At 71.7% G+C, this 22,514-nt stretch carries 20 protein-coding genes and 1 pseudogene; 5 read left to right on the top strand and 16 right to left on the bottom strand.

Annotated features, from left to right (window positions below):
* Positions 1-107: 107 nt before the first annotated feature.
* From IPT68_RS19540 to IPT68_RS19500, 9 genes are all read right to left on the bottom strand, one after another.
* Entirely contained in the window at positions 108-521 is a 414-nt protein-coding gene (locus tag IPT68_RS19540; protein WP_189695800.1) for a DUF3151 domain-containing protein, read from the bottom strand.
* Positions 522-628: 107 nt separating this feature from the next.
* Positions 629-2,083: an MFS transporter gene (locus IPT68_RS19535; RefSeq protein ID WP_189695801.1), complete on the bottom strand. Its 1,455-nt coding sequence runs from the start codon at positions 2,081-2,083 to the stop codon at positions 629-631.
* 61 nt (positions 2,084-2,144) lie between these two features.
* Positions 2,145-3,176 (bottom strand): class II fructose-bisphosphate aldolase, encoded by a 1,032-nt coding sequence (gene fbaA / locus IPT68_RS19530; protein ID WP_189695802.1) that lies wholly within the window; start codon positions 3,174-3,176, stop codon positions 2,145-2,147.
* A gap of 122 nt (positions 3,177-3,298) precedes the next feature.
* On the bottom strand, positions 3,299-3,850 hold the full coding sequence (pyrE, locus tag IPT68_RS19525) for an orotate phosphoribosyltransferase (protein WP_189695803.1): 552 nt from the start codon (positions 3,848-3,850) through the stop codon (positions 3,299-3,301).
* A 10-nt stretch (positions 3,851-3,860) separates the two neighbouring features.
* Positions 3,861-4,649, bottom strand: a complete 789-nt coding sequence (locus tag IPT68_RS19520; RefSeq protein ID WP_189695804.1) for an aldose epimerase family protein — start codon at positions 4,647-4,649, stop codon at positions 3,861-3,863.
* Between the two features lie 49 nt (positions 4,650-4,698).
* Complete coding sequence (locus IPT68_RS19515; protein ID WP_189695805.1) at positions 4,699-5,550, bottom strand: SRPBCC domain-containing protein; 852 nt, start codon at positions 5,548-5,550, stop codon at positions 4,699-4,701.
* 78 nt (positions 5,551-5,628) lie between these two features.
* Complete coding sequence (locus tag IPT68_RS19510; RefSeq protein WP_189695806.1) at positions 5,629-7,206, bottom strand: polyamine aminopropyltransferase; 1,578 nt, start codon at positions 7,204-7,206, stop codon at positions 5,629-5,631.
* 119 nt (positions 7,207-7,325) lie between these two features.
* Positions 7,326-7,916: a DUF2617 family protein gene (locus IPT68_RS19505; protein ID WP_228039769.1), complete on the bottom strand. Its 591-nt coding sequence runs from the start codon at positions 7,914-7,916 to the stop codon at positions 7,326-7,328.
* Positions 7,917-8,305: 389 nt separating this feature from the next.
* Positions 8,306-8,542: a hypothetical protein gene (locus IPT68_RS19500; protein ID WP_189695807.1), complete on the bottom strand. Its 237-nt coding sequence runs from the start codon at positions 8,540-8,542 to the stop codon at positions 8,306-8,308.
* Between the two features lie 130 nt (positions 8,543-8,672).
* On the opposite strand from IPT68_RS19500, the gene IPT68_RS19495 reads away from it, so the two are divergent.
* Positions 8,673-9,875 carry a pyridoxal phosphate-dependent aminotransferase gene (locus IPT68_RS19495; protein WP_189695808.1) on the top strand — a complete coding sequence of 401 codons (1,203 nt, stop codon included), beginning with the start codon at positions 8,673-8,675 and terminating at the stop codon, positions 9,873-9,875.
* Between the two features lie 251 nt (positions 9,876-10,126).
* On the opposite strand, the gene IPT68_RS19490 is transcribed toward IPT68_RS19495, so the two are convergent.
* The 3 genes from IPT68_RS19490 to IPT68_RS19480 form a co-directional block, all read right to left on the bottom strand.
* A complete protein-coding gene (locus IPT68_RS19490; protein ID WP_228039768.1) occupies positions 10,127-10,774 on the bottom strand; it encodes a UPF0158 family protein in 648 nt (215 codons plus the stop codon).
* 217 nt (positions 10,775-10,991) lie between these two features.
* Positions 10,992-13,079: a hypothetical protein gene (locus IPT68_RS19485; protein ID WP_189695809.1), complete on the bottom strand. Its 2,088-nt coding sequence runs from the start codon at positions 13,077-13,079 to the stop codon at positions 10,992-10,994.
* Positions 13,080-13,408: 329 nt separating this feature from the next.
* The gene (locus tag IPT68_RS19480; RefSeq protein ID WP_189695810.1) at positions 13,409-13,963 is read right to left on the bottom strand and encodes a Uma2 family endonuclease; all 555 of its coding nucleotides are present in this window, start codon (positions 13,961-13,963) and stop codon (positions 13,409-13,411) included.
* Positions 13,964-14,153: 190 nt separating this feature from the next.
* Between IPT68_RS19480 and IPT68_RS19475 the strand changes: the two are divergent.
* Positions 14,154-14,573 (top strand): annotated as a pseudogene (locus tag IPT68_RS19475) (aminotransferase class I/II-fold pyridoxal phosphate-dependent enzyme); the annotation flags it as partial.
* Positions 14,574-14,707: 134 nt separating this feature from the next.
* Here IPT68_RS19475 and IPT68_RS19470 read toward each other — a convergent pair.
* The gene (locus IPT68_RS19470) at positions 14,708-15,235 is read right to left on the bottom strand and encodes a type III secretion system chaperone family protein (RefSeq protein WP_189695811.1); all 528 of its coding nucleotides are present in this window, start codon (positions 15,233-15,235) and stop codon (positions 14,708-14,710) included.
* 129 nt (positions 15,236-15,364) lie between these two features.
* Between IPT68_RS19470 and IPT68_RS19465 the strand changes: the two genes are divergently transcribed.
* The gene (locus IPT68_RS19465; RefSeq protein ID WP_189695812.1) at positions 15,365-15,859 is read left to right on the top strand and encodes a hypothetical protein; all 495 of its coding nucleotides are present in this window, start codon (positions 15,365-15,367) and stop codon (positions 15,857-15,859) included.
* 24 nt (positions 15,860-15,883) lie between these two features.
* Here the strand turns inward: IPT68_RS19465 and clpB are convergent, their stop codons facing one another.
* Both clpB and IPT68_RS19455 read right to left on the bottom strand, forming a co-directional pair.
* Positions 15,884-18,484 (bottom strand): ATP-dependent chaperone ClpB, encoded by a 2,601-nt coding sequence (gene clpB, locus IPT68_RS19460; protein ID WP_189695813.1) that lies wholly within the window; start codon positions 18,482-18,484, stop codon positions 15,884-15,886.
* 298 nt (positions 18,485-18,782) lie between these two features.
* Entirely contained in the window at positions 18,783-19,118 is a 336-nt protein-coding gene (locus IPT68_RS19455) for a Rieske (2Fe-2S) protein (RefSeq protein ID WP_189695814.1), read from the bottom strand.
* Between the two features lie 324 nt (positions 19,119-19,442).
* Here IPT68_RS19455 and IPT68_RS19450 point away from each other — a divergent pair, with 324 nt between their 5' ends.
* Together IPT68_RS19450 and IPT68_RS19445 are read left to right on the top strand one after the other, a co-directional pair.
* Positions 19,443-20,426, top strand: coding sequence for a helix-turn-helix domain-containing protein (locus tag IPT68_RS19450; protein ID WP_189695815.1), 984 nt, complete (start codon positions 19,443-19,445; stop codon positions 20,424-20,426).
* Positions 20,427-20,437: 11 nt separating this feature from the next.
* Entirely contained in the window at positions 20,438-21,415 is a 978-nt protein-coding gene (locus IPT68_RS19445) for a helix-turn-helix domain-containing protein (protein ID WP_189695816.1), read from the top strand.
* On the opposite strand, the gene IPT68_RS19440 is transcribed toward IPT68_RS19445, so the two are convergent.
* Positions 21,378-22,412 carry a helix-turn-helix transcriptional regulator gene (locus IPT68_RS19440; protein ID WP_189695817.1) on the bottom strand — a complete coding sequence of 345 codons (1,035 nt, stop codon included), beginning with the start codon at positions 22,410-22,412 and terminating at the stop codon, positions 21,378-21,380. The genes IPT68_RS19445 and IPT68_RS19440 overlap by 38 nt on opposite strands.
* Positions 22,413-22,514: the final 102 nt, after the last annotated feature.

The following is a 22,514-nucleotide window of genomic DNA, read 5'->3' as shown; positions in this document are numbered from 1 at the left end:
CCTGCCGTTATCGACACGGGGGCCCCGGTCCCCACCAGGCATATTCAGGGATGCCCCGGAACATCGCAAGGCCCGCCTGATCACAGGCGGGCCCGCGGGACGCACGGCTAACCGAGGGTCTGCGCCGCCGTCGGCGACGAGTCCTTCAGGAACTGGGTGCAGCGCTCGTACTCCTCCTGCTCGCCGATCGCGCCCGCAGCGCGGGCAAGGGCGTGCAGCGCGCGCAGGAAGCCGCGGTTCGGCTCGTGCTCCCAAGGCACGGGCCCGTGGCCCTTCCAGCCGTTGCGGCGCAGGGCGTCCAGACCGCGGTGGTAGCCCGTACGGGCATAGGCGTACGACTCCACGACGCTGCCCCGTTCGAACGCCTCGTCGGCCAGCTGGGCCCAGGCCAGCGAGGACGTCGGGTGCTTCGCCGCGACCTCGGTGGGCGCGGTCCCGTTCGCGAGCAGCTCACGCGGCTCCGGGTCGTCGGGGAGGTGGGTCGGGGGCGGCCCCCCGAGGAGGTTCTCGTGAATCGTCATGGCTCCCAGTCTGGTGCATCGCGGCGCAACGGGAGCAACGCCGGTCGCCCAGCCGCACCCCGGCCGCCCCGGCCACCACGCGCCACCGCAGGAGCGGTCGCCGTTGCCTACCCGTGCCGCGGGCGCTCCAGTGGCGGTGCGATCACGTTTCCGTGCCTGCGGCACTCGGGCCGCTCGCAGCCCGGAGCAGGCCGGCGTACGAACGCGAAGGCCAGCGCCGACCCGGCCACCAGGACGACCGCGCACACCACCATCGCCCGCCCGAACGCCGCGTCGAAGGCGACCGGCGAGCGGTACGCCTCCGGACCCATGCCCGCCAGCAGGGGCAGCGCGGCGACCGCCAGCAGGCCCGCCGCCCGCGCCGCCGCGTTGTTGATGCCGCTCGCCAGGCCGGCCCGCGTCGCGTCGACGGAGGCCAGGACCGTGGCGGTGAGCGGGGCCACCAGGGTGACCATGCCCAGGCCCAGCACCAGCAGGGCCGGCAGGACGTCCGTCAGGTACGAGGCGTCCGGCCCCACCCGCAGCATCAGCAGCACGCCCGCCGCGCACAGCAGCGGACCGACGGTGAGCGGAATGCGGGGGCCGATGCGTTCGCCCAGTTCGCCGGAGCGGGCGGAGAACAGCAGCATCAGCGCCGTGGTCGGCAGCAGGGCCGTGCCGGCGGCCAGGGCCGAGTAGCCGGACACCACCTGGAGCTGGAGCGCGGCGAGGAAGAAGAAGCCCGCGAAGGCCGCGTACACGCACACGGTGACCGCGTTGACCGCCGTGAACTGGCGCGAGGCGAAGACGTCCGGCGGCATCATCGGGTCCGGGCGGTGCCTCTCGACGTACACGAAGGCGACGCCCGCCGCCACGCCCGCGATCGCCGTCACGGCGACCACGAGGGTGCCTTGCGTGGCCTCGATCAGGGCGTACGTCACCAGGGCCAGCGCCAGCGCGCCCAGGGTCGCGCCGAGCACGTCGAAGCGGCCATGGGCCCGGCCGTCGGCCGATTCCGGCACGTGCCGCAGGGCCACCGGCACGCACACGAGGGCGAGCGGGACGTTGAGCAGGAAGACCCAGCGCCAGCCGGGGCCGTCCACCAGCCAGCCGCCGACGAAGGGGCCGACGGCCGCGCCGATGCCGCCGAAGCCCGACCACAGGCCGACCCCCCGTCCCCGGTCGTCGGGATGGAAGGACGCCTGGATGAGGGCCAGCGAACCCGGTGTGAGCAGGGCTCCGCCGACGCCCTGGAGGGCCCGCGCCGCGATCAGCACCCCGGAGCTCGGGGCGAGCCCGCACAGCAGCGAGGCCGCCGCGAACCACACCACCCCGATGACGAACACCTTCCGGCGGCCGTAGGTGTCGCCCAGCGAGCCGCCCAGCAGGATCAGCCCGGCCAGCGTGAGCATGTACGCGTTGACCGTCCACTGGAGCGCCCCGAGGTCGGCGTCCAGGTCTTGGCCGATGCGCGGCAGGGCGACGTTGACGACGGTCGAGTCCAGCATGGCCATGCTGGAGCCGAGCACGGTGGTGAACAGGATCCACTTGCCCTGGGACGAGCCCAGCCGGACATCGGGCATGTCACCAGGTATACAGCGGGCCCGGCGCTGTCGCGCCGGGCCCGCTGGTGAAATCGGGGTGCTACTTCAGCTTCGTACCGGCCGACCGCAGGTGCCGGCAGGCCTCGGTGACGCGCGCCGCCATCGACGCCTCGGCCAGCTTGCCCCAGGTCCGCGGGTCGTAGGTCTTCTTCGAACCGACCTCGCCGTCGACCTTCAGGACGCCGTCGTAGTTCTTGAACATGTGGTCGGCGACCGGACGCGTGAAGGCGTACTGCGTGTCCGTGTCGATGTTCATCTTGACGACGCCGTTCTCCAGCGCGGTCAGGATCTCCTCCTCGGTGGAGCCGGAGCCGCCGTGGAAGACGAAGTCGAAGACCTTGGCGTCGGCGGGGCGGCCGTACTTGGCGGCGACGCCCTCGTTGAGCTCCTTCAGCAGCTCGGGACGCAGCACGACGTTGCCCGGCTTGTACACGCCGTGCACGTTGCCGAAGGACGCGGCCAGCAGGTAGCGGCCCTTCTCGCCCAGGCCCAGCGCCTCGGCGGTGCGGATCGCGTCGTCGACCGTGGTGTACAGCTCGTCGTTGATCTCGTGCGTGACGCCGTCCTCCTCGCCGCCGGTCGGCGTGATCTCCACCTCGAGGATGATCTTCGCGGCGGCGGCGCGGGCGAGCAGCTCCTGGCCGATGGCCAGGTTGTCGGCGAGGGTCTCGGCGGAACCGTCCCACATGTGGGACTGGAAGAGCGGGTTCTCGCCGCGGGCGACGCGCTCCTCGGAGACCGCGATCAGCGGACGGACGTACCCGTCGAGCTTGTCCTTCGGGCAGTGGTCGGTGTGCAGAGCCACCGTCACGTCGTACTTGGCGGCGACGACGTGCGCGAACTCGGCCAGGGCGACGGCGCCGGTGACCATGTCCTTGTTGTGCTGGCCGCCCAGGAACTCGGCGCCGCCGGTCGAGATCTGGACGATGCCGTCGCTCTCGGCCTCGGCGAAGCCGCGCAGAGCCGCGTGCAGGGTCTGGGACGAGGTGACGTTGATGGCCGGGTAGGCGAACTTGCCTGCCTTCGCCCGGTCGAGCATCTCGTTGTAGACCTCGGGGGTTGCGATGGGCATCTGTCCGCTCCTTGTATGTGCGGGTTGGCGTTCTGCGTACTTACGGCCCTGACCTAGACCTTGGGTGCGACGTCATCGTCGGCCCCATCTTTCCAGACGGGACGGGATGCTCTAAGAGGCGCTCAGTCCAGATCGAGCTCGTCCTTCGAGTACGCGTACAGGTACGGCACCCCCGCGCCCTCCTGGATCTTCTCCGCGGCGCCGGTCGCCCGGTCGACGATCGTCGCGACGGCCACCACCTCGGCGCCCGCCTCGCGCACCGCCTCGACGGCGGTGAGCGGGGAGCCGCCGGTGGTGGAGGTGTCCTCGACGACCAGTACGCGGCGGCCGGCGATGTCCGGGCCCTCGACCCGCCGCTGCAGGCCGTGCGCCTTCGCGGTCTTGCGCACGACGAACGCGTCCAGCCTGCGGCCCCGAGCGGAGGCGGCGTGCAGCATCGCGGCGGCGACCGGGTCGGCGCCCATGGTGAGGCCGCCGACGGCGTCGAAGTCCAGCTCGGCGGTCAGGTCCAGCAGCACCTGGCCGACCAGCGGGGCGGCCTCGCCGTCGAGCGTGATGCGGCGCAGGTCGACGTAGTAGTCCGCCTCCAGGCCCGAGGAGAGGGTCACCTTGCCGTGCACCACGGCCTTGTCCTTGATCTGCTGCAGCAGCGCGCCGCGCACGTCCGTCGTCATACCGGCCAGCTTAGAGCCGCCTCCAGCGCCAGGTCGTCGTGGCCTCCAGCGGCTCCAGGGGCGTGACCAGGCGCGGCAGGGTGTTCAGCCCGTTCGGCGGCCCGGTCTGCGGCTCCACGCAGACGGCGGCCTCCTGCTCGTCGTAGACCACGACCCACTCCTCGGGGCTGGTGACCTTCAGCTCCAGCCGCCCCGGCCAGGTGAGGGTGACGTCGACCCCGCCGGGCATGCCGAAGCAGTCGTCCCAGGGGCCGGGCTTGGGCTCGAGCCGGTTGCCGGTGGGCAGGTGGTCGTCCCCGCGCTCCTCCTGCCAGGCGGGGCTGAAGTCGAGCTGCGCGTCGGCCCCGCCGAGGTTCCGGTTGAACCACGGGTGCCAGCCGATCTGCGCCGGGAAGGAGTCGTCGTACGTCTCGACGGCCATGGTCAGCGTCAGGGACTCCGGCGTGAGGGCGATCGCCTGGGTGACCCGGCCGGTGTAGGGCCAGGGCTCCACCAGGTCGTACGTCAGGACCACCTCGTCGGCGGTGACGCGGGCGGGGTGCCAGGCGCCGTCGCGGGTGGTGCCGTGGATGGCGTGCGGCGGGGCGTTGAGCGGCATCTGGTGCGAGACGGCGCCGTTGCGGAACCGGCCCTCACGGATCCGGCCGCACCAGGGGACCATCGGGAAACAGCCGAAACGGTCGCCCTGGCGGAGGAGTTCGGTGCCGCCGACGCGCAGGCCCGCGACACGGCCGCCGTTGTCCGGCCGCACGGTCACTTCCGCGTCGCCCGCGGACAGCGTGATGGGTTCGTTACTCACGGGACGACCCTACTGGGAGGATCAAGGGGGCCTGTCCGGTCGCGGTGGGTCACTGGCGGCGGCGCAGGGCGCGGCCCAGGACGATGGCGCCCGCCACGACCAGCGCGGCGGCGGGGGCCGCCCAGCGGAGGGTGGGGTTCTGCGCGATCGTCTGCGGGGCCGGGACGGGGGCGTAACGGCCACGGGGCGGGGCGTGGTCGACCTCCTCCGCGCTGCGGCCGATCATCGTGCGGCGCGCGTGCGCGGCTTCGGCGGGAGGCTCGGCTGCCTCGGGGAAGTCCCGGGCGGGGGCCGCCTCTTCCGCGCCGTCCTCGGCGAGGCCGGGTTCGTCGGCCACCGGCTCCGGGGAGGCGGGCGGTACCTCGGTGTCGGACTCGGGCGAGGACTCCTCGGCGACGGCCGACGCGCCCTGCTGCCGCTCCTCGCCGGGCTCCGGCGCCCTTTCCGCCCGCTCCTCGCCGGCCTCGGGCGTTCCCCGGCCGGGCTCGGTGGCCAGGTTCTCCGCCGTGCGGTTGAGCAGGCGGGTCACGGCGGAGTGGACCGTTTCCCCGGGCAACTCGGTGATACGGCCGTCGGCCGCCGCGGTGCCCTGGACGGTGACGGTGGTGCCGCCGTCGGTCTCGCGTAGGCGGACGGTGAGCGCGAGTTTGACCGAGCCGGTGCCGCGCGTCTCGGTGGCGTCGCCCTCGACGGCGTACGACCCGTCGTCCTGCGCGGTGACCCGTACGGTGCCGCGATAGGTGATGGAGTGGCTGCCCACCCGCACCTTCAGCCGACCGGCGACGGGTTCGGCCCCCGCCTCCTGCTGGAGCCCGGGAACCGCCCGGGCGACCCGCGCGGGGTCGGCCAGCGCCTCGCCCAGCCGAGCGGGGGAAACCGGAACGAACACCTCATGCTCCATGCCGACGGAGCCTACCCGGGGGTGACCGGAACTACTCTCCCCTCGACGGCAACTCGCCCGGCCGAGGCGTCCACACCCTCAGTACCTCGGATGCACCAACGTCGACGCGGGCAGCCCCGTCACCCGTGTCGTCAGCGCCTGCTCCGCGGCGGCCAGGGGCGGCGTGCCCCGCGGGGCGGCCAGGACGAAGCCCCAGTCCTGCGGGGTGCGGGACGGGCCGGGGGCGCGGTCGGCGGTGGACGCGGAGTCGCGGCCGAAGACCCGGTGCGGGGCGGTGTGCAGGCCCGCCGCGCGGATCGTCGTCTCGACCGTCCAGAACACCCGCGGGCGTGTGTGGACCGGTCCCGCGTGCACGGACAGACGGCCGCCGTCCGCCAGGACCCGCCGGACCAGGCCGTAGAACTCCAGGGAGTACAGCTTGGTGCTGGCCGTGATGCCCGGGTCGGGCAGATCCGCGATCACCACGTCGTACGCCGCCCGCGGCGCGCCCCGCAGCCAGCGGAAGGCGTCGACCGTGGTGACGTGGACGCGGGGGTCGTCGTACGCGTGGTGGTTGAGTTCGGACAGCGCGTCGTCCCGGCCCGCCAGCTCCACCACCGCCGGGTCGATCTCCACGATGTCGACGTGCCGCACCCCCGGGTGCCGCAGCACCTCGCGCGCGGCCAGGCCGTCCCCGCCGCCCAGGATCAGCACGCGCGCGTGCGTGCCGTTCATCGCGGGGTGCACCAGCGCCTCGTGGTACCGGCGCTCGTCGCGTCCGCCGGCGCGCAGCCGGCCGTCGATGAAGAGGTCGAGGGGGCGGCCCTCGGTGCCGCCGGTCAGGACGATCTCCTGCACGTCCGACTGGAGGGCCACGCGGACGTCCCCGCCGTAGACGGCGGTGCGGGCCGCGCGTTCGAAGTCGTCGACGAGGACGGCGCCCGTGGCGAGGAGGCCGAGGACGGCGACGTTGGCGACGACCAGCAGCCGGCGGGCGCGACGCGTCAGGTCGCGGTGGAACAGGCCGAGGACTAGGCAGCCGCCGGCGACGACGTTGACCGCGCCGGTGAGCAGGGCGCCGGTCAACTGGCCCAGGAACGGCAGCAGGAGGAAGGGAAAGGCGAGACCGCCGACCAGGGCGCCGACGTAGTCCGCGGCGAAGAGGTCGGCCACCGCGCCGCCCGCGTCCTGGCGGCGGACGCGCTGGATCAGCTCCATCAGCAGGGGGATCTCCGCGCCGATCAGCAGGCCGATGGCGAGGGAGAACGCGACCAGCAGCCAGCGGGGGCCGTCGGCCCACGGGCCGCCCCAGTCGCCGGTCCAGGCGAAGACGGCGTAGAGGGCCATCGCGCTGCAGCCGCCGACCAGGGCGAGGGTCGCCTCGACGGCGCCGAAGCCGGCGGCGGCGTGGCGGCGCAGCCGCTTGGCGGCGAGGGAGCCGACGCCCATCGCGAAGACCATGACGGACAGCACGACGGACGCCTGGGTGACCGAGTCGCCGATCAAGTAGGAGGCAAGGGCGACGAGCTCCAGTTCGTACACCAGTCCGCAGGCCGCGCAGACGAACACGCCCGCGAGGACCAGGAACCGTCCGGTCGACTGCCGTACGGGGATCCGGGCGGGGGCGCGCCAGGGAGGCGGGGTGCCGGGTGGGGCTGGCGCGTGCGGGTCGATCACGACTGCGACGTTACGTCACGGGTGCGGTGCGCTTCGTCACCCACACGTGTGGAACCGCGTGTTGCGAGGCTCGCGGCGTTTGGATCGACGTCGCCGGGGTCGCACCCGCCGGACCCCGCTTACGGCCTGAAGGCCTCGTCCTCAATCTTCCCAGCGGGGCCCCCGGACGGGCTTGTGGAAGACGCCCGGCGTTTACGGCTCACCGCCGCTCTCACCCCCACCCGCGTCCGCGTCGCGACCAACTGGCCGTCCTGCGGGTAGGCGTGCCAGGTCCGCCAGTGGACCTGGCCCTCGTGGTGCTGGGCGAGCAGGGCCGTGAAGGCGTGCGGGCTGCCGGGGAAGACGCCGACCAGGCCGTTGGGGTGGTCGGAGACGAGGGCCAGCAACTCCTGCGCGCGGCCCGCGAAGGAGCCGGGCGACAGTGCCTCGACCCGTGCGGCGAACTCGTACTCCCAGTCCCCCACTCGTTTGGCGACGCCGAGCGGCAGGGGCGTGCTGCTGCCGGGGATGCACGCCACGGTCTCCGAGCAGTTGCTCCGCTCCTCCTCCAGGAGCACCTGGTGGGACGCGCCGAGCAGGCGCAACTGGAGCTTGGCACCGGCAAGTTCGAGGTCGAGGGTGGCGAGCGCGGGCAGTGGTTCACGGCCCAGCGCCCAGGCGAGGTCGGCCGCGCGCGTGTCGGTGTAGGAGGTGTTCAGGGTCGTGAGCATGGATCGGCTCCGCTAGCACGCAAAGAAAGGCGGTGTGGGTCCGGCGCGCCCCGGTCGGCACCGGGGGATCGGCCCGGCGGCCTGTCAGGAGTCCGGTCGGTGGCGGGGTCCGCAGGACGTCAGAGGGCCGCGTCGGTGTTGTAGAGCGAATCATGAACTGGGTCTGTGGCACAGCGTTTTTACCCAACTTCGCTGGGTTTCCATCCCTCAGTGGGTTCTTCAGCTCAACTGTTCAACCAGGGCGTACGCCTGAGCGAGGTCGGCGCACGCCGGAGCGAGCGCGAACGGCGGGAGACGGGCGCGCGAACGGCGCCCGCCCGGACCGGAGTCCCGGCGGGCGCCGCGCGGCAGGGATGCGGTTCCCCCTTCACGAGCTCAGCTGCCCCGTGTCAGCTGCCTCCCCCGCATCCACCGCCGCCGCCTCCGCACGACGAGCCGCCCCCGCAGGACGAGCCGCCGCCGGAGTCACCCCCGCCGGCCCACGAGCTGTCGCCGCCGCCTCCGCCGTACGAACGGCTGCGCCGGCGCGACCGGCTGCCTCCGGTGCTCCGGCCGCTGCGTGCCGCGGCCACGATGCCGACGAGCACGAAGGCGATGAACAGCGCCAGGATGATGCCGAAGACCATGGCGTCACCCTCCTTCCGTTTCCCCCGAAGCGGCCCCCCGTGGGCGCCTCGTTCGCTTGCGTGCGGAGGGGATGCCCGGCGGCGAACGGGCCCAAAGCAGAGTTGAGGAACTCCAGAGCTTGCGCGCAGGATGGCCGGCATGACCTCCACCGCGCGCCCCTTCCTCAACCGCCGCCTCGCCGGGTTCGGCACGACGATCTTCGCGGAGATGTCCGCGCTGGCCTTGAGCACGGGGTCGATCAATCTGGGTCAGGGCTTCCCCGACACCGACGGCCCCCAGGAGGTCCGGGACGCGGCCGTGCGGGCCCTGCGCGAAGGGCGCGGCAACCAGTACCCGCCCGGCCCGGGCATCCCCGAGCTGCGCACCGCCGTCGCCGCGCACCAGCAGCGCCGCTACGGGCTGTCCTACGACCCCGACACCGAGGTCCTGGTCACCGCGGGTGCCACGGAGGCGATCGCCGCCGCACTGCTGGCGCTGGTCGAGCCGGGTGACGAGGTGATCGCCCTGGAGCCGTACTACGACTCCTACGCGGCCTGCATCGCCATGGCGGGCGGCGCCCGGGTGCCGGTCACGCTGCGCCCGCACGTCGAGGGCGGCGCCTCGTTCCGCCTCGACCTCGACGAACTGCGCGCCGCCGTCACCGACCGCACCCGTCTGCTGCTGATCAACACCCCGCACAACCCGACCGGCACCGTGCTGACGCGCGCCGAGCTGGCCGTGATCGCCGAGCTGGCCGTCGAGCGGGATCTGCTCGTCGTGACCGACGAGGTGTACGAGCACCTGGTCTTCGACGACGCCGAACACGTGCCGCTGGCCACCTTCCCCGGCATGCGGGAGCGCACCGTATCCATCTCCTCCGCCGGCAAGACGTATTCGTTCACCGGCTGGAAGGTCGGGTGGGTCACGTCCTCACCGGGCCTGGTCACGGCGGTGCGTTCGGCGAAGCAGTTCCTGACGTACGTCGCCTCCGGGCCCTTCCAGTACGCGGTCGCCGAGGCCCTGCGCCTGCCCGACGCCTACTTCACGGCCTTCCGTGACGACCTGCGCGCCAAGCGGGACCTGCTCAGCGCGGGCCTCACCGACGCCGGCTTCACCGTCTTCCGGCCGACCGGCACCTACTTCGTCACCACCGACATCCGCCCCCTCGGCGAGAGCGACGGCCTCGCCTTCTGCCGCACCCTGCCTGAGCGGGCGGGTGTCGTCGCCATCCCCAACGCCGTCTTCTACGACCACAAAGAGGCCGGCGCACCATACGTCCGGTTCGCGTTCTGCAAACGCGTCGAGGTACTGGCGGACGCGGCGGAACGGCTCCGCAAGACGTTCGCGCACTGACCGCCGCTCCATGGGGCCAGTCGTCCTTGGCGCGGCCGTCCTCCGACTCCGGTCGGCCCGCCACCGTTCGCCCGTGCGGAAGGCAAGGTGAACCGGGCCGCGGCTCTGATTTCTATCGCGCGACGTGGAGAGCAGCCGAAAGCCCCACTCCTGTGACAGGACCACGCCCCGCGACGCCGCTGCTGCGCCGGCAACGAGTTCACCGGGGGAACCGACCTGGCCCGACGCGGAACCAGGAAACAGATGGAGAGTCATACCGGCCCCGGAAAATACGAACCCGAGCTGGGCTCTACACGGAAGCTGATGGGCGGGCAGTAGCCCTCCTTGGCCAGCCGGGCCCGGGCCCGGCCGCGCCGGCGCTCATCGCGGAACCGGTGGTACCGGCTCCAGGAGCACTCGTCACCGGCAAGGACGTCCTTGAAGCGCCGGAAGGCGCCCCGCCCACCGATGGCGATCCGCAGCCTGTCGGCAAGCGCGGCGTCCTCGACCTCTTCGATGAACAGCTCCATGTCCCGGTAACCGGCCCGGGACCCCAGAGCCGGCACGTACAGCCATCGCTCGGGATCGTCGTCGTCCTCGGCCTCGGGCCCAGGCCCCAGCTCATCGGTGAACGCAGGCCGGCACTCACCGGTGGACAGATCGATCCGGCCACCGGACTCGGCCGGGTCGCCCTCCAGCAGCATGGCGAGCATCTCCGGATCGACCGCGAGCGGGCGCAGGAGGGGGATCGCCGCGTCTCCCGTGGCCGCGCGCAACCGGTCCACCAGCTCCTCATCACCCCGGAAGCCTCGCTCCTGGAGCGCGCCGAGAAACAAGGCCGCCATCTCCGCGGCCCCCGGCAGGCCCTGCGCCGCGGCACCAACCACACCATCGCCGGCCAGCTGCAGCACCTCACGCACGGGTCCACGACACAACGCCGCAAGCAACGCCACTCCGTCCTGCGCGTGGAGCGCGCCACGCAGGGCCCGTAGCCCGTCCTCGTCCCATCCCTCGACCACGACTCCGACGGTGACGCGCCACCGAGGACGTACGACGCCGGGACCCATCAGTTTCCTCCGCCCGGCTCCGTGTCAGTGCCGACGCACCCGGCGCCTGGGGGCAGACGGTGTTGCCCAGTCAGCGGCGCCGCTTGCGGCCGCTCCTGCCTGAAGAGCGCCGCGCCTTCCGGGCACGGCCGACGCGGGCGCCGTGGGTACCCAGTGCCCGGGCCGCAAGCTGCCTGAGCTCGTCGAGTCCGGCCCGGTCCGGGTGCGCGGAGTCCAACGCGGCGGCAACCGCGTCCCTGGCCTGGGAGCCCTGGGCGCGCAGCGTCTCCTCGGCGCCGTCCCCGCCGCCCGCCAACTCCACGAGCTGAAGCAGGCTCTCGGCGAGCACCAGCAGCGACTCTGCATCGGTCATGTCCTCTGGGGACAGCAACTCACGGTGCGCCAGCGCGTTCAGCGCCAGCGGCGCCAGCTCTGTGTCTCGCCGCAGCGTGCGCAACAGCCGCTCGCCCTCACCGTCCGGCAACGCCGCAAGGAGCACGTCGAGCATCGCCTGCGCGCGTGTGCGGAAGGTCATGGCCCTCACGGCGTCGGTCAGTTGCCGCAGAGCACCTTCCCGCTCGCCGCGGGCCGTGATCCAGCCGGCCAGCTCCGTGCGGGCGGCGTCCGGGTCGTAGTCCTCGGCCAGCACCCCCAGCAGGCCGGCCGCCGACGCCTGGGCCAGTTCACCGACCAACGGTGCGTCCCTGCCGGCCGCCAGCAACCGCTGTCGTACGGCCCGGGTACCGAGTTCGGTGAGACGGATGAGCTCGACCGGCCCGGTGGTCAGCTCCTCTCGCCGGGCATCGGCACGCTCCCGCGCCGCCGGGTCCGTGGCCGCCCCCGCGACGCCCAGCAGCTCCGCGAACTCCGGCGGCATGTCCGCGAGCCGCTCGGGACCGGCATCGGAAATGTCGATGTCGAGGAACACCGGATCGGCCATCCCACGGTCACGCTCGATCGCGCCCAGGTCGTCCAGCAGGTCGAGCACCGCGCGCAGGTCCCGGTCGGCGTGCTCGAACCACATCCGGTGCTGAAGGTCCAGCCCGGCGTCGAGCTGGAAGGAGCTCCGATAGGCCAGGTGTACCGTGTCGCGCAGCCGCGGCCAGGGCATCGGGTACGGCAGGCTGTACAGCGTGTTCAGCACGTCGTCCAGGACGTCCTCGTAGACGTCGAAGAGCATCGACTCGACGTGCCAGCCGCTGCGTGCCCCGATCAGGGCCTGCCGCAGCTCGAAGCACGCGTCGAATACGCGCAGCCACAGCCGGAGCGTGTCGGCCAGCACCGGCCGGGCCTTGGCCACCGCGTACAGACGCCCCTTGACCACCCGGACCAGCCGCGCCTTCTTCGCCCACTCCACCAGCAGTCCCAGCCGCGGCAGGTCGGCCGAAGAGCGCACGCCCTCGATCTTGTCGCCGGTGCCGAGTGCGTCCACCAGCTCGCGGGCCTCCGCCATCCGCAACCGTCCCGTCGCCGTCACCGGGCGGCCGCCCTGCCCCGCCCATTCGGCGAGTCCGCGCAACTGCGCCACAGTCGTCGACGCCTCGGCCCGGCGGCGCAGTTCACCATCCGGGGGAAGCACCACGGGCAGTTGCGGCTCGGCCCGGGCCGAGCCGGACAGCGCGCGGTCGGCCAGCCGCCGTTCCATAATCGCGTCGAGGGTCCGCTGATCGTAGGCGACCTCCCCGAGCCGCGCCCGCTCCGCAAAGCGCTGCAACGCCGCCCCATCAAGGACGTCCACGCCCTGCTCGGCGGCCGTCATCGCCCAGAACTTCGCCAATCCCCAGCGAGTGCGGTCCGTCATCGCCGCCAGATGCTGTTCCGCGACCCTGTCGACCGCGGCAAGCGAATCCTGGAGTGAGGGGCCGCGCGGGTCCGCCAACTGTGCGGCGTGCAGATAGCGCAGCAGCGTGCGCAGTGTGCCCGGGGCGTCGGCGCGTTCCTCCCCGGGAAGCTCAGTGACCTGCTGGGGAAGCCAGGAGAGCAGTAGCTCCTCCACATGGCGCGACTCCCACAGCCCCAGGCGGCCGTCGGCAGTCGCCCGGTGTCGGTAGTCCAGGGCCGCCTCGGCAGTGAATTCGTCCACCGGCAGCCTCTGCTCCCCGGCCCACCGGACCAGCCGGTCGACCAGCAGCACACACGCCGTCTCGAACTCCTCCTCGGCCTCGGGTTCGAACCGCATCCGCATGAAATTCGTCCAACCTGTCAGCAGCAGTCCTTGCCGTGCCACGCTATCGCCGAACCGGGGTCGGCACCTCGGCCGAGGACGAGCGGGCCCGCTACCTCAACGGCAGTACGTGGTGGTTGTCACCCGCAGCAAAACGCGGCCTTGAACTTCCTTGCGCCGAACCGGACTTCGTCGTACGGACTCACGACGCAGAACGCCACGCTCCGTGGCCGATCCGATCGACGAACGGCCAGGCCGTCCCAGTCGGCTGCCCCGGCCAGGAACGGCCAGGTCCGGCGACGGCGGTGCCGACGGCACGGGCCTGACCAGCGGGGAGTCCCTCGTCAGCGGGTGTCCGCCTCGGGCTCCGGGCGCGGGAGTTCGTCGAGGTCGAGGGTGAAGGTGCGGCCGTCGGCCAGGGGAATGGGGAGCTTGCCCGTGCCGTACTTGTGGGTGTGCGCCGCGATGTAACCGGTGGCGGTCGGCTGGGTGTGGAGGACGACTTCCTGGGCGTAGGGGTCCACGACCAGGTAGATCGGGACGCCGTAGCGGCCGTACTTCGCGGTGCAGTCGTCGTAGTCCTTGCGCGCGGAGGAGGTCGAGACGACCTCGGAGATCAGCAGGACGTCCTCGAAGCTGTAGCGCTTGCCTTCCTTGCGTGCGTCCTCGCGCAGGATCGCGAGGTCGGGGGCGGAGTTCTCGTCGGCGGGGAAGTCGATGTAAACGTCGGAGGTGACCTTCGCGTGACGGCCGAGGGCAAGAGCGGAGTCGATCTGCATCGACCTGATGGTGCTGGAGTGCTCTTCGCTCTGCGGGGTCATGATCACCTTTCCGTCGGCCCCGAACAGGACCGTGTACCCCTTGGGGAACTCGGTGTGCACGATCGCGTCGACGCTCATGGACGGCTCCTTCCCGTGTGTGGTCAGGATACGACGGACAGTGCCGCGTCACCGAGCCCGTCGGTACGGCCGGCAGAGCGGTCCGGACAGGCTGTGCGGCCCGCTCACCGCCGGTGCCGGAGATCCGCAGCGGGGCCTGTCGCACGACATGGGAATAGGCAGGCCAACGACGTGTGGGCTGGTCTCCTCCGCGCCGGGGCCGGTGACGGCGGCGCGGTCGGCGAAGCAGTACCTGACGTACGTGGCGTCCGGGCCGTTCCCGTACGCGGTCGCGGAGGCCCTCGCGCTGCCGGACTCGTACTTCACCGCGTTCCGCTACGACATGCCGGCCAAGCGGGACCTGCCGGCGGCGGGCCTCGAGGAGGCGGGCTTCGCGGTCTTCGAACCGGCCTGCACCCCCTTCGTCACCACCGACATCCGTCCCCTCGGGGAGAGCGACGGCTTCGCCCTCTGCCGCGCCCTGCCGGAGCGCGCGGGCGTCGTCGCCATCCCGGACGCCGTCTTCTACGACCACCGGAAGGCGGGCGCACCCTGCGTCCGCTTCGCGTTCGGCAAGCGGCCGGCGGTGCTTCGGAAGGCCGTGCAGCGGCCGAGGACGCCGACGGTGTGAGGCCGCGAGTCCCGCACACGGCAAGAGCCCGGCCGGGACGCGGGACCGGGGCGGTCCGCGCCCTCGCCGGGCTCTGCGTCACTCACGGGGCGTGTCCGGTCGTACCCGGGGCACGCCGCCGCGGCCGGAGGACTCTACTCTTCGTCCTCGGGCTTGTCCGCGTCGTTGATCTCCTTCTCCAGGCCGAGCTGCTCGACCAGCCAGCGGTCGAACTCGATGGCCGCGCGTACCCAGCTGACCGTCGACGAGACGAAGAATTCCAGGTTCACGCCGGTGCCGATCAGCATCTGTGCCTCACCGATGAGGCGGACGGTGCCGTCGTCGTGGGTGTGGCTGTACACCTTCGGCCACAGGGTCCGCCGGTTCCAGTCGTCGACGGACTCCAGCAGCTGCGGCTTGTCGTCGATCGGGTGGGGGCGGTCGTAGAACGTCCGCACCGAGAAGACCTGCTGGTCACCCTCGCCGCGGAACATGAAGTACGTACGGAACTGCTCCCACGGCGCCGCGAGGTCACCCTCTTCGTCGACGACGTACTTCAGCTCCATCTGGTCGAGGAGCTGCTTCACAAGGTCCTGATCCGGGACGACGGGGCCCGCCGGTCCTTGGGGCTGCGGCTGGGGCTTGCCCCCGAAGTTCGGAATCGAGGACGGGTCGATGGTCACCGTGAATTTCCCTTCGTACGGATTCCGCCATCCTCCCCCATGCGGGGAGGGGGGTGGCAAGCCCCGGCCTGGCCTGTCGGCCGCGTATGACAGGATCCGGCCGGTGGGAGACGGACCGTGGGGGTGCACATGCCGGAGGGACGGAACGAGGCGCGGGTGCCGCGGGGCGGGACGAGGTGGCGGGTGTTCGCCGCGGTCATGCTGCTGCCGGGACTGGCCCTGGCCGGTGTGGTCGTCCTGACGGCCCTGTTCGCGCTGAGCGACGACCCGCTGGGCGGCGGTCCGGCGGAGGTGCCCTGCTCCGACGTGCTGCACTTCGGCGGGGCCGAGCTGCCGGACGGCGCGCGGGTCGTCGGGGTGTGCGAGGCACAGGGCTTCCAGGACGTCCATTACAGCGCCACCTTCCGGATGCCGCGCGCGGACTTCCGCGAGTGGCTCGACCGGACGTTCCCGGGCGCTCCGGCACCGGAGACGGAGTTCTGCGGCGCCCCGGACGTGGATCTCTGTTTCGCCACGGACCAGGTCGGACCTCATCCCGGCGCGGGCGCGCACAGCGTGCGCATGACCGTCTGGTACGAGGGGGCCGACGCCGTCCGGGTGTACTTCTCGGCGTTCACGCTGTGACGCCGAGAAGCACACCCTCGGCGACTACAGCGTCTTGCCGGTCGTCGCCGGGCCCACGATCAGCCCGTCGCCGAACGTGTCCACCCGGACCGTGTCGCCGTCCTTGATCTCGCCGGAGAGGATCTCCTTGGCGAGCCGGTCGCCGATGGCGCTCTGGACCAGGCGGCGCAGCGGGCGGGCGCCGTACGCCGGGTCCATGCCCTCGTCGGCCAGCCAGGCCAGGGCCTCGTCGGTGATCTCCAGGATGAGCCGGCGTTCGGCGAGCCGCCGGGCCAGCCGGTCGATCTGGAGCCGGGCGATCCGGCCGAGCTCCTCCTTGTTCAGCGCGGAGAAGACGACCAGGTCGTCGAGCCGGTTGAGGAACTCGGGCTTGAACGACGCCCGGACCACCTCCAGCACCTGCTCCCTCTTCTCCTCCTCGCTGCTGATCGGGTCGACCAGGAACTGGCTGCCCAGGTTGGAGGTGAGCACCAGGATGGTGTTGCGGAAGTCGACCGTCCGGCCCTGACCGTCCGTCAGCCGACCGTCGTCCAGCACCTGGAGCAGAATGTCGAAGACCTCCGGGTGCGCCTTCTCCACCTCGTCCAGGAGCACGACGCTGTACGGCCGGCGCCGCACCGTCTCCGTCAGCTGGCCGCCCTCCTCGTAGCCGATGTACCCGGGCGGGGCGCCGACGAGCCGGGCGACGCTGTGCTTCTCGCCGTACTCGCTCATGTCGATGCGGACCATGGCCCGCTCGTCGTCGAAGAGGAACTCCGCGAGCGCCTTGGCGAGCTCGGTCTTGCCGACACCGGTGGGGCCGAGGAAGAGGAAGGAGCCGGTGGGCCGGTCCGGGTCGGCGATACCGGCGCGGGAGCGCCGTACCGCGTCGGACACCGCCCGCACGGCCTCGGTCTGCCCGATGAGCCGCTTGCCGATCTCGTCCTCCATGCGCAGCAGCTTCTGCGTCTCGCCCTCCAGCAGCCGGCCGGCCGGGATGCCGGTCCAGGAGGCGACGACGTCCGCGATGTCGTCGGAGCCGACCTCCTCCTTGACCATGGTGTCCTTGGCGACCTCCTCCTCGGCGGCGGACGCGGCCTCCAGGTCGCGCTCGACGGCCGGGATCTCGCCGTACAGCAGCTTGGAGGCGGTGTCGAAGTCGCCGTCGCGCTGGGCGCGTTCGGCCTGCCCGCGCAGTTCGTCGAGCTTCTCCTTCAGCTCACCGACCCGGTTGAGGGACTGCTTCTCCTTCTCCCAGCGGGCGTTCAGGCCGCGCAGCTCCTCCTCCTTGTCGGCGAGGTCGCGGCGCAGCTTGTCCAGGCGTTCGCGGGAGGCCGCGTCGGTCTCCTTGTCGAGGGCCAGCTCCTCCATCTTCAGCCGGTCGACGGCGCGCTGGAGTTCGTCGATCTCGACGGGCGAGGAGTCGATCTCCATGCGCAGCCGGGAGGCGGCCTCGTCGACGAGGTCGATGGCCTTGTCGGGCAGGAAGCGGGAGGTGATGTACCGGTCGGACAGGGTCGCGGCGGCGACCAGCGCGCTGTCCGCGATCTGCACCTTGTGGTGGGCCTCGTAGCGGCCCTTGAGCCCGCGAAGGATGGCGATGGTGTCCTCGACGCTCGGCTCGGCGACCAGCACCTGCTGGAAGCGCCGCTCCAGCGCGGGGTCCTTCTCGATCCGCTCGCGGTACTCGTCGAGGGTGGTGGCGCCGACCATGCGCAGCTCACCGCGGGCCAGCATCGGCTTGAGCATGTTGCCGGCGTCCATGGCCGAGTCGCCGCCGGCCCCGGCGCCCACGACGGTGTGCAGCTCGTCGATGAAGGTGATGATCTGCCCGTCGGAGTCCTTGATCTCGGCGAGCACGGTCTTCAGCCGCTCCTCGAACTCGCCGCGGTACTTCGCCCCGGCGACCATGGCGCCGAGGTCGAGCGCGACGAGCCGCTTGTTGCGCAGCGACTCGGGCACGTCGCCCTTGACGATCCGCTGGGCGAGCCCCTCGACGACGGCGGTCTTGCCGACGCCGGGCTCACCGATCAGCACCGGGTTGTTCTTCGTCCGCCGGGAGAGCACCTGCACCACCCGCCGGATCTCCTGGTCCCGCCCGATGACCGGGTCGAGCTTGCCCTCCCGGGCGGCGGCGGTGAAGTCGGTGCCGAACTTCTCCAGGGCCTTGTACGACCCCTCGGGGTCGGCGGTCGTCACGCGGCGTCCGCCCCGCGCCGCCCGGAAGGCCTCCAGCAGCTTCTTCGCGTCGGCGCCCTGCCGGGTCAGCACCTCGCCGGCGGGGCCGCCCTTCGCGGCGACGCCGATCAGCAGGTGCTCGGTGGAGACGTACTCGTCCCCGAGGTCCTGGGCCCTGGCCTGGGCGTCGGCGATCACGGCGAGCAGGTCGCGGTTGGGCTGCGGGGGCGCGACGGTGGAGCCGGTCACGCTGGGCAGCTGGGCGAGGACCTTCTCCGCGCCGGCGCGCACGGCGGCCTGGTCGGCGTCGACCGCGGCCAGCAGGTCGGTGATGTTCTCGTTGTCCTGCCCCTGGAGCAGAGCGAGGAGCAGGTGCGCGGGGGTGAGGTCGGGGTGCCCCTCGGTCACGGCCCGGTTGCCGGCCGCGTTGATCGCATCCCGGCTCCGGTTGGTCAGCTCGGCGTCCACGTTCGCGTTCTCCTCCTTGCGTGAGCCTCTGACTCAGGCAACGTCCACAAAGTTGAGTCTATTCCACTCAAGGAGCACAGTGGGAGTCACCCTGGACTCGTAGGGAGTACCCGCAGGAAGCCTGGAACGCGCCATCGACGGCGAGCGGCTCTTTTCGGCCACACTCGAACGGCATCCGAAAGGCAGTGATAGAGGGAAATATCCCCGCAAAACTGCAGCGGCGTCACCGTGTTCAGGTCACGGTGACGCCGCTGCGGGGGGAAGCACCTGAGCGATCTTTTACGACGGGGGAATCGCGTCAGGCACTGCGGGGGGTGGCAGAGAAGGTCAGGGGATCGGCGGTCTCCGGCTCCGCCAACCGGTGATCCCGCTGGTCCAGGTTCACAAAGATCATGCCGTACCGGATGGCGCACCGGACCGGCTGCGGCGCCCCCCGAGGCCGCCGCAGGCACCGGTACGCCCGTACGTCTCCGTCCTCGTCCCGGGTCACCACCACGGGCTCGCCGAAGACGGTCACCATCAGCGAGTCGCCGTCGTGAGGGATGGCGGTGGCCAGGTCGATGAAGTGCCAGCCGGAGCGGTAGGCGGTGGCCATCTCGCGACGGAAGGAGCGGTCGTCAGGAGGAGTCGTCATATCAAGACCAGATGCTGTCGTCCGTGCCGAGACGAGTGTCCTCGCCGACGGGCTCCGCAGACACTGCCCCCTGTGACCAAATACTGTCGGCTGGCGCGGCATCCTTCGCCGGGGAGAGGCCGCTCAGCGTTCCGACGGCCACAACGGCGGAGAAGGCGGCGACAAGCACCGAGCGAAGCATTCTCTTACGCATAGTCGGCTTCGTCCTCACTTGAAGGTCCCCTCTTCCCCCGTCGGATAAGACGATGGCTCATTCAGGCACGTCATGGCCACACAATCAGTGCATCATGTTCCTGCACGTTCAGGACCCTGGGGGGTGGAGACTTGACAACAAATCAGACCAAAGCGACACATCCCCACCCCATCACTGAACTGTGCGATGAGGGCGGACTCCTCTATGCGAACGCCCTGCGCACAGGACGTATCGCCCGAGCGGACGTGGAGTCGGCTCCCTGCCTCATGGAGTTCGCCCTGCTGCACCCGGATCCTGACGACGCCAACTGGCTTCGCCCGGTGCCTCCCTCGGTCGCCTTGGCGCAGAGGCTCAATCCGATCGAGCGCGAGATCTCCGAACGCAGGCGCACATCGATCGAGCTGGCCGACGTCTTCGAACCGTTCATGGCGCTCAGCGCCCAGGCCGCGGCTCCCACGCACTCGATCACGGTGCTGGAGGGTCTCGACCGCATCAACGCAGCCCTGGACCTGGCCACCGCCCAGTGCCGGCACGAGATGCTCACGGTCCAGCCGAGCGCCCGCCACCCCGAGCGCAGGGTCATCGAAGGCCTGGAGCGCGACAAGACGCTGATCGAGCGGGGCGTGCGGATCCGGACCCTCTACCAGCACACGGCGAGGTACAGCCCCGAGCGGCTGGCCTACGTGGACCGCTTCGCCAGCGGGAGGGCGGAGTACCGCACCATCGACGAACTGGTCGAGCGTCTCATCATCTGCGACGAGACCGTCGCCTTCATCCCCATACGCGACGACCGGCAGGTCGCGCTGGAACTGCGCCACCCCGGCCTCGTCGGCTACTTGGTCAAGGTCTTCGAATTCATGTGGGGCCGCGCGGTCCCACTGAGCGCCGGCGCCCCCTACGAAACCGCCCCCGACGGCATCACCGACATCCAGCACTCCATCGCCAAGCTCCTCGTGGAGGGCCACGTCGACGAGGCCATAGCCCGCCGCCTGGGCATGAACGTGCGCACCTGCCGGGCCCACATAGCCAAGCTGGCCACCGCCCTGGGCAGCGGCAGCCGTGCGCAGCTCGGCTATCTGATCGCGCAGTCGGGAATCCTGGAGCGGGACCACTGAGTGCCGAACCGATGACCCCGTGGCCGCATCCGGAGCACGGCGTGGCAGACCTGTGCGACGCGGGCACGCGCCTGTACGAACGGGCCCTGCGCGAGGGGCACCTGGACGGCCCGGAGGCCGACGCGACGCCCTGTCTCGCCGAGTTGGGCCTGCTGCAGCCGGCCGTCACGGACCCGCGCCGGCTGGAACCCGTCCCGCCCGCCGTCGCCCTTCACCGGCTGCTGCGGACCTCGGAGGAGCGGATCGCCGCCGAACGGCGCCACGAGGCCGCGCTGGCCGAGATGTTCGAGCCGCTGATGCGGATCGACGGCCGCCGCACCGCGTCGGCCGGCACCCCGGCCATCAGCCTGCTGAGCGGGATGGAACGGATCAACCGGGCGATCGAGGAGGCCATGGCCGCGGCCTCCGGGGAGCTGCTCGCCATCCAGCCCTCGGCCGGCCACGGCACCGCGACGCTGGGCCCGGCCCTGGACCGCGACCAGGCCCTGCTCGACCGGGGCGGCCGTATCCGGACCCTGTACCAGCACCCCTACCGCCACTCCCCCGTGATCCGCACCCGCTACGAGCGGCTGAACGGCGACGTCGAGGCCCGCACCCTGGACGAGGTCACCGAGCGCCTCATCGTCGTCGACCGCGCGGTGGCCTTCATCCCCGCCAGCGAGGACCGCACCCTCGCCCTGGAGGTCCGCCACCCCGCGCTGATCGGCTACTTCGTCACCACCTTCGACCGCCTGTGGTCCCTGGCCACCCCCATGCATCCCCAGTCGGTGCAGCCACCCGCGCTGAACGGCGTCACCGCGCGCCAGCGGGCCATCGCCGCCCTCCTGGTCGAAGGCCACACCGACACCGTCATCGCCGGCCGCCTCGGCATGAACGTCCGTACCGCGCGCGTGCACATCGCCAAGCTCGCCGCCACCCTCGGCAGCGAGAGCAGGGCCCAGCTCGGCTACCTCATCGGGCAGTCGGGGATCCTCGGTCAGGAAGGGTGAGGTCGGCGGCGGACAGGGGACGGGCCGGGCCGTCCAGGCCGACCTGCGCTATCCGCACGCCCAGCTGCGTACGGCTCGCCGCCCCCAGCGTCTCGGAGAGGCGGGCGATGTGGGCCCGGCAGGTGCGCACGCTGATGCCGAGCCGCTCCGCGATCACCGCGTCCTGGTGCCCCTCCGCCAGCAGGGCCGCGATCGACTGCTCCCGGTGGGAGATGCCCTCGATGCCCGTGTCGGGCAGCGGCGCGGTGAGCGGGATCGCCAGGCGCCACAGGCGTTCGAAGACCGTCACCAGGTACTCCACCAGAGCCGGGTGACGCAGTTGCAGGGCCATGGAGCGGTCGGCGTTCGCGGGAATGAAGGCGACCGTGCGGTCGAAGAGGATCAAGCGGTCGATCACCTCGTCCAGCGTCCGGGCCTCGACGGCGTCGCCCATCAACTCCAGGTAGTTCAGCAGGCCCTGGCCGTGCCGGGCCACGTGGTTGTACAGGTCCCGCATCCGCACGCCCCGCCCGCGCAGCGCCAGCGCCCGGTGCAGGCCCTCCGACAGTTCGTGCTCGCGCCGGATGCCGCCGGGCTGCACGGTGAGCACCTCGGTCGTGCACGCCGCCGTCGCCTCGTCCAGCGCCGCCTGGATGCGTGAGGGACCGTCCAGCACCCGGATGGCCATGCCCTCCGAGGAGGCGGACGCCGGGCCGCCGAGACCGGCGTACCACTCGAAGGCCGCCACCGCCGAGCCCACCCGGCGCTGGCTGGTGCTGATCTCGTCGTACACCCCGCGCAGCAGCCGGGTCATGACCTCCTGCGGGGAGGTCGGCACCAGCCAGTCCATGTCGTCGGGGTCGGGGTGCAGCAGGGCGAGTTCCAGCAGACAGGGCACCGGTTCCGCGTCGCGGCGCGGCACACGGCCCCGCCGTACGGCCCGGGAATACACACGATCCCCGGCCTCGCACAGTCGGTCAGCACCATGCGGATGCTCGTCCGTCCCGTGCCCGGCCATGGCCCATTCCACCCCCGGTTCCCGCCTCTTCCGCAGCGCAACTATGCGCGGACCGGACCTGCTCCGCAACACGGCTCCCTCCCGGGCGACCGTGGGAAACCA

Source organism: Streptomyces chromofuscus, from assembly GCF_015160875.1.
Lineage (GTDB): Bacteria > Actinomycetota > Actinomycetes > Streptomycetales > Streptomycetaceae > Streptomyces > Streptomyces chromofuscus.
The sequence above is the reverse complement of the archived record's forward strand: the minus strand, read 5'-3'. Positions and strand labels throughout refer to the sequence as shown.